Raw genomic sequence first — 12,690 nt, forward strand, 5'->3', positions numbered from 1 at the left:
GGCTTCGTAATTGTCATTGCCCTCTTCCTTACATTCTTTCTCGGTTTTACCCACCCATGCCACTTCTGGCTCGGTGTACGCAATCGATGGGATCACTTTCGGATCAAAGTAATGTTTCTTACCCGAAATCACTTCGGCAGCCACATGGCCTTCATGCACACCTTTGTGGGCCAGCATAGGCTGTCCGACAATATCGCCGATCGCATAGATGTGTGGCACGTTAGTGCGCATTTGCTTGTCGACATTGATAAAGCCGCGATCATCGACTTCAACTCCGGCTTGGCCGGCGTCAAGCAGCTTGCCATTCGGGCTACGACCAATCGCCACCAATACAGCATCATAACGCACTGGCTCAGCAGGCGCTTTTTTGCCTTCCATCGTCACGTAGATGCCATCTTCTTTGGCTTCTACTGCGGTGACTTTGGTTTCCAGCATTAGGTTCATTTTCTTGCTGATACGCTTGGTAAAGACTTTAATCACGTCTTTATCGGCAGCCGGGATCACCTGATCGCACATTTCGACCACATCGACCTGTGAGCCCAATGCGTGATAGACAGTGCCCATTTCTAGACCAATGATACCACCGCCCATCAGCAGCATTTTCTCTGGTACTTCTTTGAGCTCGAGCGCGTCAGTGGAGTTCCAGATACGTGGATCATCATGCGGAATAAATGGCAGCTCGATAGGACGAGAGCCTGCCGCGATGATGGCGTTATCGAAATTGATGGTGGTGCTTTCTTCACCCTCTACTAACAGGGTGTTCGCGCCAGTGAAACGACCGGTACCGTTGACCACCGTGACTTTACGCTGCTTGGCCATGCCGCCCAAGCCGCCGGTCAGCTGACCGATCACCTTGTCTTTCCAAGAGCGGATTTTGTCAATGTCGGTTTGTGGTTCGCCGAAAACCACGCCGTGATCGGCCATGGCTTTGGCTTCTTCAATCACTTTGGCGACGTGTAGTAGGGCTTTAGAAGGAATACAGCCAACGTTTAGACACACACCCCCAAGGGTGTTGTAACGTTCAACCAGCACTGTTTCCAAACCTAGGTCGGCACAGCGGAAAGCGGCGGAGTATCCAGCAGGACCAGCGCCAAGAACGACGACTTGCGCTTTGATTTCTTTACTCATTCTGACCTCGTTGTAGTCTTATTCCCTGACAGGCTAAGAGCGGTGATTTTTTATTGTTGTGGGTGTTTGGAGCCACAGTTTACAGCCATGTTAATGGGCTGAAAAATAAAAACCCATAGCCTGTGAGCTGCACAACAATTCCCAACCGACCCATCGTGGGCCGGTTGGGTTGTCGGTGTTGCGATTACAGTACCAAACGGCGGATATCAGACATTAGGCCGTTGAGGTAGCTGATAAAGCGCGCGCCTTCCGCACCGTCAATCACGCGGTGGTCGTAAGACAGAGACAATGGCAGCATTAGGCGAGGTTCAAAGTCCTTACCGTTCCATACTGGCTTCATTTCTGACTTAGACACACCCAGAATAGAGACTTCGGGTGCATTGACGATTGGGGTAAACGCTGTACCACCTAGGCCACCAAGGCTCGAGATAGTAAAGCAACCACCCTGCATGTCGGATGCAGTCAGTTTACCCGAACGGGCTTTCTTCGAAACTACCATCAGCTCTTCAGATAGCTCGTGAATCCCTTTTTTGTTCACGTCTTTAAACACAGGCACAACCAGACCATTTGGCGTATCAACCGCAATACCGATGTTGACATACTTTTTCATGATCAGGCTTTCACCGTCTTCTGACAGCGACGCGTTGAATGATGGGAAAGCTTCCAGCGCTTTAGCAGCGGCTTTCATGATGAACACCAGTGGGGTGATCTTCATGCCAGACTCTTTCTTCTTCTCAATCGCGTTTTGCTCTTTACGGAACGCTTCAACTTCGGTGATGTCCGCGTTATCCCACTGGGTCACGTGCGGGATCATTACCCAGTTACGTGCCAGGTTCGCACCCGAGATTTTCTTAATGCGAGACAGGGGTTTCACTTCGGTTTCACCGAACTTGCTGAAATCGACTTTTGGCCATGGCAGCAGACCAAGTGCGCTACCGTCGCCAGAGCCAGACGCCGCGCCAGATTCAAGACGTTTCAGCGCCTCTTTCACATAGCCTTGCACGTCTTCTTTCAGCACGCGTCCTTTACGACCAGAGCCTTTTACTTTGGCCAAATTAACGCCAAATTCACGCGCGAGACGACGAACCACCGGAGACGCATGTGCATACTCTTTGTTCTCGACGAACTCGTCTTTACCGGCGTCAGCTTTGGCAGCAGGTGCCTCTGCTTTCGGTGCAGGCGCTGCTTTTTCTGCAGCAGGCGCAGCGGCCGGTGCAGGTGCAGGTGCCGCAGGGGCGCTACCAGCAACCTCGAACACCATGATGTGCGAGCCAGTCGACACTTTATCGCCTGCAGCGATTTTGATTTCTTTGACCGTACCCGCAAACGGCGCTGGTACTTCCATTGATGCTTTATCGCCTTCAACGGTGATCAATGACTGCTCTTCTTCAACGGTATCGCCCACGGCAACCATGATGTCAGTCACTTCAACTTCATCACCACCGATGTCTGGCACGTTCACATCTTTCGCTTGGGCCGTTGCAGGGGCGGCTGGTGCCTCTGTGGCAGGTGCATCTGATGCTGGTGTGCTGCCACCGACTTCAAACATCATGATCAGTGAGCCGGTTGACACTTTGTCACCTGCTGCGATCTTGATGTCTTTGACGGTCCCCGCGAACGGTGCTGGCACTTCCATTGACGCTTTGTCACCTTCAACCGTGATCAGTGACTGCTCTTCTTCAATGGTGTCGCCTACTGCTACCATGATCTCGGTGACTTCAACTTCATCACCACCGATATCAGGCACATGGACTTCTTTGGGTTCTGATGCGGCCGCTGGCGCTACAGCAGGGGCGGCAGGAGCCGCCTCTTGTGCTGGCGCGCTTTGTGCTGGCGCATCGGCTTCGAAGATCATAATCAAAGAACCAGTGGTAACTTTGTCACCCTCAGTAATTTTGATTTCCTTGACCACACCCGCTTGTGACGCAGGGACTTCCATGGATGCTTTATCACCTTCAACGGTGATTAACGACTGCTCTTCTTCTACCTTGTCACCGATGCTGACAAGGATTTCAGTCACTTCTACTTCATCCGCACCGATGTCAGGTACATTAATCTCGATTGACATTGTTTCAGCCTCTTACGCGAACAGCGGGTTTACTTTGTTGGTATCGATGTCGAATTTCTTAATCGCTTCTGCCACGACTTTCTTATCAACATCGCCACGCTTAGCCAGCTCGTTCAGTGCCGCCACAACCACATAACCGGCGTTCACTTCGAAGTGACGACGTAGGTTTTCGCGGCTGTCAGAACGACCAAAGCCGTCTGTGCCCAGCACTTTGTAAGACTCAGCTGGGAGAAACGCACGAACTTGGTCAGCATAGTTTTTCATATAATCAGTGGCAGCGATGGCTGGCTCTGTGCCCATGACCGTTTGGATATAAGGCACTTTACTCTCTGCATCTGGGTTCAGCATGTTGAAACGGTCCACATCTTGGCCATCACGTGCGAGCTCGTTGAACGAGGTCACACTGTAGACGTCAGACGCCACACCGAATTCGTCGCTCAGCAGTTTCGCTGCTTTTCGCACTTCGGTCATGATGGTGCCCGAGCCCATTAGCTGAACTTTCGCTTTGTCACCCGTGTAGCTTTCTAGCTTGTAGATACCTTTACGGATACCCTCTTCCGAGCCCTCAGGCATGGCTGGCTGATGATAGTTTTCGTTCATCAGCGTCAGGTAGTAGTACACGTTTTCTTGGTCAGGGCCGTACATGCGACGGATACCGTCTTGCATGATCACTGCCACTTCGTACGCGAAAGTTGGGTCATAAGACACACAGTTAGGTACCGTGCTGGCCAGAATGTGGCTATGACCATCTTCGTGCTGCAGACCTTCACCATTCAGTGTGGTACGCCCGGCTGTTGCACCCAAGAGGAAACCACGTGCTTGTTGGTCTCCCGCCATCCACGCCATGTCGCCAACACGTTGGAAGCCGAACATTGAATAGTAGATGTAAAATGGGATCATTGGCAGGTCGTTGGTGCTGTATGACGTCGCCGCTGCAACCCAAGATGACATTGCACCTAGCTCGTTAATGCCCTCTTGGAGAACCTGGCCGCCTTGCTCTTCTTTGTAGTAAGACACCACGCCACGATCTTCTGGGGTATAGGTTTGCCCTTGTGGGTTATAGATACCCACCTGACGGAACAGACCTTCCATACCAAAGGTACGGGCTTCGTCAGCAATGATTGGCACCACGTTCTTGCCAATATTTTTATCTTTCAGCAGCACGTTCAGTGAACGCACAAACGCCATGGTAGTGGAGATGTCACGCTTTTGCTCAGAGAGCAGAGCTGAGAAATCATCCAGTTTAGGCAGTGTCAGTTCTTCAGTGAACTTTGGCAAACGCTGCGGTGTGTAACCGTGCAAGGCTTTACGGCGCGCGTGCAGGTATTCGTGTTCCGCAGACCCTTCTTCCAGTTTCAGGTAAGTCAGATTTTGCACATCATCGTCAGACAGCAAGTCTTGTAGACCAAGACGATCACGCATGGCGTGAACATGGGTCATGTCCATTTTCTTCACTTGGTGCGCGATGTTTTTACCTTCTGCCGCTTCACCCATGCCGTAACCTTTCACGGTTTTCGCCAGGATCACGGTTGGACGGTCGTTACAATCTTGTGCGGCTTTAAACGCTGCGAACAGTTTTGATGGCTCATGACCACCACGCTTAAGCGCAAAGATTTCTTCGTCGGTCATATCGGCAACCAAGGCTGCAGTTTCAGGATATTTACCGAAGAAGTGCTCACGCACGTAGCGCCGTCTTTTGATTTGAAGGTTTGGTAATCGCCGTCGATGGTTTCGTTCATCAACTGCAGCAATTTACCCGAGGTGTCTTTCGCCAGCAGTTTATCCCAGCCAGAACCCCAAACCACTTTGATCACGTTCCAGCCAGCCCCTTTAAATAGGCCTTCTAGCTCTTGAACGATTTTACCGTTACCCATCACAGGGCCATCAAGACGCTGGAGGTTACAGTTAATCAAAAAGCATAGGTTGTCTAGATTCTCACGGGCCGCAAACGACAGCGCACCACGTGATTCTGGCTCATCCATCTCACCGTCGCCGAGGAACGCGTAAACACGCTGCTCTGAGGTGTCTTTCAGGCCGCGACCGTTCAAATATTTGAGGAAACGTGCTTGGTAGATAGATGCAATCGGACCCAAGCCCATAGAAACGGTTGGGAACTGCCAGAACTCAGGCATCAGTTTCGGGTGCGGGTAAGAAGAAATACCCTTGCCGTCGACTTCTTGACGGAAGTTGTCTAGTTGCTCTTCGCTTAGACGGCCTTCCACAAACGCACGTGCGTAGATGCCTGGAGAGATATGGCCTTGATAATAAACCAGATCGCCACCATCTTTCTCGTTTGGCGCACGGAAGAAGTGGTTAAAGCAAGTTTCATAGAACGCAGCCGATGACTGGAATGAGGCCATGTGGCCACCCAGCTCTAAATCTTTCTTGGACGCGCGCAACACGATCATGATGGCGTTCCAACGAATGATAGAACGGATACGACGTTCCAAGTTCACATCACCTGGATAAGCAGGTTCTTGATCTGCAGGGATGGTATTTACATAGTTGGTGGTCACGCCAGTTGGCATGTCAACACCGTCTAAACGTGCTTGCCCTAAGACTTGCTCCAGAAGGAACTGGGCACGTTCTACACCTTCTTCACGAACGACTGACTCAAGAGCTTGCAACCACTCTTGGGTCTCAAGTGCGTCCACGTCATTTTTCATGACTTCAGACATGGCGATCTATCCTTTCGTTGATTGACTCGTACAAAACAAACGTTGTCGCAGCTGCAATGGCCCCTCGCCTTTATTTTGGCGGAGAATAGGGATTACTCCAGCTCGTCCTTGCGTTGTTGAATTCGACGTAGAGACCGTTCTCGACGGCTTTCTTCTCGGCCAAGATCCAACAGAGTTTCCTCAATGTAAGCTAAGTGTGCATGCGACGCCTGTCTCGCTTTTTCAGGCTCGCCAGCGGTGATTGCATCCACAATCTCAGCTCGGTGTCGGCTGACGTTTTCCACCGTCTCTTGACGGCGATAAAGTAGCTCAAAATTTTGATAAATATTCTGTTCCAGTAACGGGGCGAGGCTACGCATAATGTGAAGTAGCACCACATTGTGAGCCGCTTCCGTTACGGCAACGAGATATTGCATCACAGCCGATGCTTCTGCTTTTAAATCCCCATCTTTCTGCGCTTGTCGAATCGCATCATGGCAATCTTCAATCCGAGAAAAATCCTCTTCAGTGCCTCGTAATGCGGCGAAGTAAGACGAAATGCCTTCGAGCGCATGCCGTGATTCCAACAAATCAAGCTGGGTTTCTGGATGGTCCGCCAATAACTCTAACAGGGGTTCAGAAAATCGCTGCCACAGTCGTTGACTGACAAAAGTGCCACCACCTTGCTTGCGAGTAAGCAACTTTTTCACTTCAAGTCGCTGAATCGCCTCGCGTACTGACGGACGAGACACATCAAATTGGATCGCTAACTCTCGCTCAGGCGGCAACTTCTGACCTGGAGACAAGGTCCCTTCCAGAATCAAGCCTTCGAGCTCTTTTTCAATTACATCTGAGAGTTTGGGTTGACGGATTCGCTGATATGCCATTGTTTTTATTGACCATCCACGTTGAAAGCCATGACTATCAACTGCAGAAACTGACTGATTGTAAATTGGTAAGACCAATTACTTTACTATTCTCTAAAGTTACCAGACAGCGGATATTCTGTCCACCTGAACTTTGATTGACATCATGGAAACCTCTGTATTTGTAACCTGACAGTCCCTCTTTGACCCTGCTTAAAAATTGGTCATACCAATAAGTTTATTCGCTTTATTGGGCGATACAGAGCAAAGAATGTAACCTTTCCCAGTCAAATGCATCGCCTGGATCGGTTTTCCGTCCGGGCGCAATATGTTGATGTCCTGTGATCCGATCACGGGTAATGGCTGGATAGTACTGCATCAGCGTCTGCGTGATCACCGCTAACGATTGATACTGCTGATCGGTGTAAGGAAGTGTGTCCGTGCCTTCAAGCTCAATACCGATAGAAAAATCGTTACATTGCTGCCGACCGTTAAAACACGAAGCGCCAGCATGCCACGCACGTGCATTGAATGGTACAAACTGGATCACACTTCCATCTCGTCGGATCAGTAGGTGAGCGGATACGCGAAGATCACTGATCTGGGCAAAATAGGGGTGTGCACCAGGATCAAGGTTGCCCTTAAAAAACTGCTCAATATACGGACCGTCGAACTGGCCAGGGGGCAGGCTAATATTGTGGACCACCAGCAAGGAAATGTCCTTACTGTCAGGGCGTTGGTTATGATGAGGCGAAAGACAGGCGCGCGCGCCTGCTAGCCAATGGTCGTCGATGCGGGTAAAAGACATGCAAGCTACTCGTGTCGCAAAATCATTCACTGTATCCGCTCGGCAGGCAGATTGGAATATAAGCAATAACGCTCATTAGGATGTGTTTTGGCATAGTACATTGCCGCATCCGCTTGATTCATCATTTGTTGCAACTCCAATCCGTCGGTAGGAAAACAGCTCACGCCGATGCTAATCGATAATGACAACTCGACGTCTCCCGTTAATATAGGTCCATGCATCTGCTCTTGGATACGTTGAGTGACTTCATGCAAGGCATTCTTACCGGTCAATAGATCCAGCCACACGATAAATTCGTCCCCCCCTAAACGCCCGACTAAATCAGAACGACGCACGGCTTGCTTCAGGCGCTGGCTAACAATCCTAAGCAATTCATCACCTACGCCATGACCATAGGTATCATTGACTTGCTTAAAGTTATTCAAATCGATAAACAGTAATGCCGCATTCGTTTGTGCGCGGTTGGCCCGCATTAATGCAACCTCCACGTGTGACTCAAACGCCCGACGGTTAAACAACCCCGTTAATTCATCATGCTCCGCTAAGAATTTAAGCTGGTGTTGTTGCTCGCGTAGCTGCTGAGTTTGACGAGCCACTTCTTCACTTAATTGGTTCTTATCCACCATGGTATGGCTTAGTGCATGCTTCATTTCATTGACGTGATCCGCTAGCTCAGTCAATTCATCTTTATCGATCATGACCAACTCGGTGGTTAAATCACCCTTTTTGATCTGGGTAACTGTATTATGTAATGCAGTTAAGCGCTGTCTTAAACGTCGTCGTAAGCGGGTTACAAAGACCGTCACCAATAAAGCCAAAACCATCAAAATACCACCGTGTACAACAAGCAACATTTTCTGCTGTTTGGCTGCCTCATGCATCGCTTGCTGACGCACCGAAAACGCCGCTTCGCTCATGGCTTGTAGTAAAATATTAAACCGTGAAAAAAGCATAAGCCGCCCTTCATCGACGACTTGTTCCCCACCAAATTGGCCTGCCGTCGTATTCAGCAAACGGTCAACACTGTCCGCCGCTTGCGCTATCGACTGCACAGATTGGGGCGGAATCGCGTGCTGAGCATTTGATAGCTGGGCACGTAACACATTGGTCGATTGAGAAACATCTTGCCGAGTTTGCTCACTAGGATATTGACGATAGAGCCACAAACGGCCGCGTAAACTGTCAATTTGAGAATGTACCGCAACAATGCGATCTAAGCGTGCTTGCGTCTGATTCTGTTTATAAAAAAGCTCCACCGTAATCAGTAACGTCACTAACGTCAGTGCCGTAGATGCGTAAACAACGATGTTTAACTGCTGACCGATTTTCATTCTAATAAGCTCACTTTTTGAGTTGCTTCAACCAAGGGGCCAGGGTTAAGCAAATGGCGATATGACGGTGTTGGTCCCTCAACCAATCCCGTGCGTTGCGCCCAACGCGCTTGGTTTTTTAAACGCAACAGTAAAGAGTCGTTCAACGAAAGACGAAATAGATAGTCTTGCCAAAGCCAGTTGAGCTTGTCGTCAGACATCGACAGATACGCGGCGACCTGCGCTTTCGCTTGGTCGGGGCGGAGATGAATAAAATCCACTGCCTCATCCAAGGCTCGAATGACACGGCGCATATCTTGGTGCTGCTTTTTAACCACTAAACGATCACTGACCAGTAAAAAAGACAAACTATGTAGGCCTTTGCTATTCAGTGACTGCACGGGCTCACTCGCACGGTTGACGAGCTGGTAGCCGTAGGCTCCCAAATAGCGATCGCATCAACGTCATTATCGAGCAGTGCCGACGGCAACGCCTCTGGCGGATAATAAACTTTCTCTATCGTCTCTGTGGGCATACCGTGTAACTGGAGCAGTGAGTCAAAGAAGTACTCACTCGCGCTCGACGCGACCACCCCAACACGCCCATGACGAAGCGCCTCAGAAAGCGAATCACCGATCGCCCGATGGATAGACCACAGTTTTACATCATTATCTGACTCAACGAAGCTAGTCAAAATATTGAAATCCTCTCTTTCAAAACTATTAAACATCGCCACGGTTTCTGATGTGGTAGCTAAATCCGCCTCTCCCGCAACCAAGGTTTGAAAACTCTTTACCCCGCCGTGAACCGGTTTCAACGTCATATCGATACCATGTTTTTTAAACAAACCTTGCTCTTTAGCAACAATAATAGGTGCTGACAGAGGGGTTAACGACACCGCAATCGTCAGGGGTGATAATGACGAAGACACGGGCAAGCGCAGATGCTGCCAAACGCGAAACCCCGCCAGGACGACCAAGATCATCGCCATCAGTGCCAATCCGCGTTTCATGGTGTTACCTCTTTGCTAAGATTGATTAAAGTGTAGACAAACCAGCAAACAGCGCATGGATAATTAAGAAGGCGTCGTGTGGATAAAAAAATATACCCTTTCAGGGGAATGGGAGAGAAAAGCTGCATTTCCCCCCAACCAGGGGTATCATTCCGCCACGTTTTTTATCACCGCGGTAAGCCATAATGACATCGACTCCTTTTCACGCTGTTCATGACAGCAAAAGCCGTTTAGCCTATCTCACCTCTCATCTTAAAACGGATGTGCCCCGTGCCGTCGCTGAGGCATTGCGTGAAGACTTGGGGGGCGATATTGACGCTCGCACAGACATTACCGCCAGCCTGATCCCGGCCGATTCGGTGTCAACCGCGGTACTGATTACGCGTGAGGATGGCGTATTTTGCGGCCGTGATTTTGCTGATGAAGTCTTCAAGCAACTGGGTGGCGAGGTTTCCTTAACCTGGCACGTCACCGATGGCGACGCGATCACCGCCAACCAAGCCTTGTGTACCTTAAAGGGGCCGTCACGCATGTTATTAACCGGTGAGCGCAATGCGATGAACTTTATCCAAACCTTATCAGGCTGCGCCAGTAAGACAGCAACCTATGTCGCGCAGTTGCAAGGGACAGGTACCAAGTTGTTGGATACCCGTAAAACAGTCCCCGGCCTGCGCAGCGCACTTAAATATGCGGTGGCGTGTGGCGGCGGGCATAATCACCGTATTGGCGTGTTCGATGCGTATTTGATTAAAGAAAACCACATTCTCGCCTGCGGGGGAATTGCCAATGCGGTGCAAGAAGCCCGCCGCCTGAACCCAGATAAACCGGTGGAAGTGGAAACCGAAACCCTCGATGAGCTGACACAAGCGATTGATGCGGGGGCCGACGTGGTGATGCTGGATAACTTTACCATTCCCATGATGCGAGAAGCGGTCGCACTGAATCAAGGTCGTGTGGCGCTAGAAGTCTCGGGCAATGTCACCTTGGAGACACTGGCGGAATACGCGTCCACGGGCGTGGATTATATTTCCGTGGGCGCGCTCACCAAACACGTCACCGCGCTCGATTTATCGATGCGTTTTCAATAACACTTGCGCTAACTAGGATTCGACAAGGCTGCTCGTGGTGGGCGGCCTTTTTTATCGCTCTTTCGTGACAAAAAATTAGTGGTGCGTCGAACACTGCAACAGAAAATACGTAATCTTACATCCAGCTTTTACCCTTCACTCTCAAACTCATGTTTCCCCTCTTTTTCGCGCCACATTCACAAGCGTAAAGTCGCTGCACTCGCGGCCACCGTGTTGGCGGCCAACCATCATTGAGAGGAGAGAAGTCACATGCAAAAGCAACAAGGGTTTAGCTTGATTGAGCTGCTCGTCGTCATTGGGATTATTGGTGCGCTGACTGCCATCGCCATTCCGCAATACCAAAAATATCAAGATAAAGCCAAAATCACTGCCGCCATCGCCACACTGACTAATATGCGTTCGGTGGTAGAAGCGCAGATTATGGAGGATGGCGCGTTCCCAAAAGACACGGACAAAAAAAATCTCGGGATTCCTAAAGAGGTAACACTCGCTACTACTAGCGGTGTTGAAGGTAACATGTCTCTAACCGTGAAGGGGTTACCGGGAGGTGGGGACGTGAAGCTCTCACGCTCTGCTGAAGGCTACTGGGGGTGTGAGCAACCGTCGAAAACTATCACTGTCAATGGCTGTGAAAAGAAATCAACACCTTAAGCTAATACAAAGCAGGGACTCACGATGATCCCAACCGCTCAGTTGTATCAAGCCGGTTTATTGACCGATGCCCAGCACCATGCGCTGGGCATTGCCGATAGCACATCGCTTAGCGTCTCTCGTTTGCTTGATGTCGGGGTTGACCCTCACGCGCTGGCCAACACCTTAGCAAGCCTGCATCAGCTCCCCTTTGCGGAAAGCCATCAGTACCCGTTTAAAGCCACCTGTTATGCCCTCGACCGGCGCGATTTGATTCAGCGTCACCAAGTGCTACCGCTTGCTCAGGAAGGCCAAGAGCTATTGCTGGGCGTCAGTGACCCAGATAACGCAGAAGCTGTCGCCGATTTTCGCTTTTCAACCGGGCTCAATGTGCGTTTGGTGGTGTTAAGCCAACCTGATTTAGATGCCGCACTGCGCCATTTATACGGCGCTGACATTGAAGGCACCGGCGATGGTATTACCATCAGTGATCAAGACCTCGCAGCGCTCACCGTCGCCGATAGCCCGCAAGATGACAGCGCAGAGTTGCAAAGCGATCAATCTCCGATTAGCCGCTATATCCAGCAAATTTTAATTGATGCGGTGCGAAAAAAAGCATCCGACGTGCACTTCGAGCCCTTTGAGGATCACTTCCAAATACGGTTCCGCCAAGACGGCTTGCTACAAACCTATGCCCATCCGCCCGCGGGCGTCTCGCGGCGCTTATCCACGCGATTAAAAATCTTAGCCCAATTAAATATTGCCGAACGACGCTTACCGCAAGATGGGCGAATCAAACTGACCCTAACCGCTGAACATACGGTCGATATGCGGGTCTCCACCTTACCGACCGTCTGGGGTGAAAAGGTGGTTGTACGCTTACTCAATACCGATCAGCAATCGTTGAATTTTGAGGATCTTGGCTTTACCGATTGGCAGCGTCACCACTATCAAGCGGCGCTCGACCAACCACAAGGGATGATTTTATTCACCGGGCCAACCGGGAGCGGTAAAACCGTGTCGTTATACAGTGGCTTGCGTTATCTCAATCAGCCAGAAAGAAACATARYCAACCCGWACTCGTCTGAGATCGTGATGTACAGCTAGTACGTCTGAGCATCGA

Annotated in this window: 10 protein-coding genes and 1 pseudogene; 3 read left to right on the plus strand and 8 right to left on the minus strand. The window is 50.3% G+C overall.

Translation table 11 applies throughout. From position 1 onward, the window contains the following. From lpdA to DZ54_RS23120, 8 genes and pseudogenes are all read right to left on the minus strand, one after another. Positions 1-1,128, minus strand: a 1,128-nt coding sequence (gene lpdA, locus DZ54_RS0100005; protein ID WP_025672665.1) for a dihydrolipoyl dehydrogenase, incomplete at its 3' end; no start/stop codon positions are given. A 184-nt stretch (positions 1,129-1,312) separates the two neighbouring features. Next, positions 1,313-3,196 carry a pyruvate dehydrogenase complex dihydrolipoyllysine-residue acetyltransferase gene (aceF, locus tag DZ54_RS0100010; protein ID WP_025672666.1) on the minus strand — a complete coding sequence of 628 codons (1,884 nt, stop codon included), beginning with the start codon at positions 3,194-3,196 and terminating at the stop codon, positions 1,313-1,315. Positions 3,197-3,208: 12 nt separating this feature from the next. Next, positions 3,209-5,874: pseudogene (aceE, locus tag DZ54_RS17615) on the minus strand (pyruvate dehydrogenase (acetyl-transferring), homodimeric type). A 92-nt stretch (positions 5,875-5,966) separates the two neighbouring features. Then, a complete protein-coding gene (pdhR, locus tag DZ54_RS0100020; protein ID WP_025672667.1) occupies positions 5,967-6,740 on the minus strand; it encodes a pyruvate dehydrogenase complex transcriptional repressor PdhR in 774 nt (257 codons plus the stop codon). A 226-nt stretch (positions 6,741-6,966) separates the two neighbouring features. Continuing rightward, complete coding sequence (gene ampD / locus DZ54_RS0100025) at positions 6,967-7,527, minus strand: 1,6-anhydro-N-acetylmuramyl-L-alanine amidase AmpD (protein ID WP_025672668.1); 561 nt, start codon at positions 7,525-7,527, stop codon at positions 6,967-6,969. A 26-nt stretch (positions 7,528-7,553) separates the two neighbouring features. After that, entirely contained in the window at positions 7,554-8,858 is a 1,305-nt protein-coding gene (locus DZ54_RS0100030) for a diguanylate cyclase domain-containing protein (RefSeq protein WP_025672669.1), read from the minus strand. Further along, positions 8,855-9,238, minus strand: coding sequence for a substrate-binding domain-containing protein (locus DZ54_RS23115; RefSeq protein WP_051415788.1), 384 nt, complete (start codon positions 9,236-9,238; stop codon positions 8,855-8,857). Before DZ54_RS23115 ends, DZ54_RS0100030 begins: the two co-directional genes overlap by 4 nt. After that, positions 9,226-9,849 carry an ABC transporter substrate-binding protein gene (locus DZ54_RS23120; protein WP_051415789.1) on the minus strand — a complete coding sequence of 208 codons (624 nt, stop codon included), beginning with the start codon at positions 9,847-9,849 and terminating at the stop codon, positions 9,226-9,228. Before DZ54_RS23120 ends, DZ54_RS23115 begins: the two co-directional genes overlap by 13 nt. Before the next feature lie 185 nt (positions 9,850-10,034). Between DZ54_RS23120 and nadC the strand changes: the two genes are divergently transcribed. The 3 genes from nadC to DZ54_RS0100050 all read left to right on the plus strand — a co-directional run bounded on the left by nadC (position 10,035) and on the right by DZ54_RS0100050 (position 12,674). Next, on the plus strand, positions 10,035-10,937 hold the full coding sequence (nadC, locus tag DZ54_RS0100040) for a carboxylating nicotinate-nucleotide diphosphorylase (RefSeq protein WP_025672670.1): 903 nt from the start codon (positions 10,035-10,037) through the stop codon (positions 10,935-10,937). 249 nt (positions 10,938-11,186) lie between these two features. After that, positions 11,187-11,588, plus strand: coding sequence for a pilin (locus tag DZ54_RS23125; protein ID WP_025672671.1), 402 nt, complete (start codon positions 11,187-11,189; stop codon positions 11,586-11,588). A gap of 24 nt (positions 11,589-11,612) precedes the next feature. Continuing rightward, positions 11,613-12,674, plus strand: a complete 1,062-nt coding sequence (locus tag DZ54_RS0100050) for a GspE/PulE family protein (protein ID WP_025672672.1) — start codon at positions 11,613-11,615, stop codon at positions 12,672-12,674. Positions 12,675-12,690: the final 16 nt, after the last annotated feature.

This window comes from Salinivibrio socompensis S35 (assembly GCF_000513715.1).
Classification (GTDB): domain Bacteria; phylum Pseudomonadota; class Gammaproteobacteria; order Enterobacterales; family Vibrionaceae; genus Salinivibrio; species Salinivibrio socompensis.

Coding starts and splice junctions, on each gene's coding strand:
- ampD (WP_025672668.1), bottom strand. CDS start 7,527: ATGTCTTTTACCCGCATCGACGACCATTGGCTAGCAGGCGCGCGCGCC.
- DZ54_RS0100030 (WP_025672669.1), bottom strand. CDS start 8,858: ATGAAAATCGGTCAGCAGTTAAACATCGTTGTTTACGCATCTACGGCA.
- DZ54_RS23125 (WP_025672671.1), top strand. CDS start 11,187: ATGCAAAAGCAACAAGGGTTTAGCTTGATTGAGCTGCTCGTCGTCATT.
- DZ54_RS23120 (WP_051415789.1), bottom strand. CDS start 9,849: ATGAAACGCGGATTGGCACTGATGGCGATGATCTTGGTCGTCCTGGCG.
- nadC (WP_025672670.1), top strand. CDS start 10,035: ATGACATCGACTCCTTTTCACGCTGTTCATGACAGCAAAAGCCGTTTA.
- pdhR (WP_025672667.1), bottom strand. CDS start 6,740: ATGGCATATCAGCGAATCCGTCAACCCAAACTCTCAGATGTAATTGAA.
- aceF (WP_025672666.1), bottom strand. CDS start 3,196: ATGTCAATCGAGATTAATGTACCTGACATCGGTGCGGATGAAGTAGAA.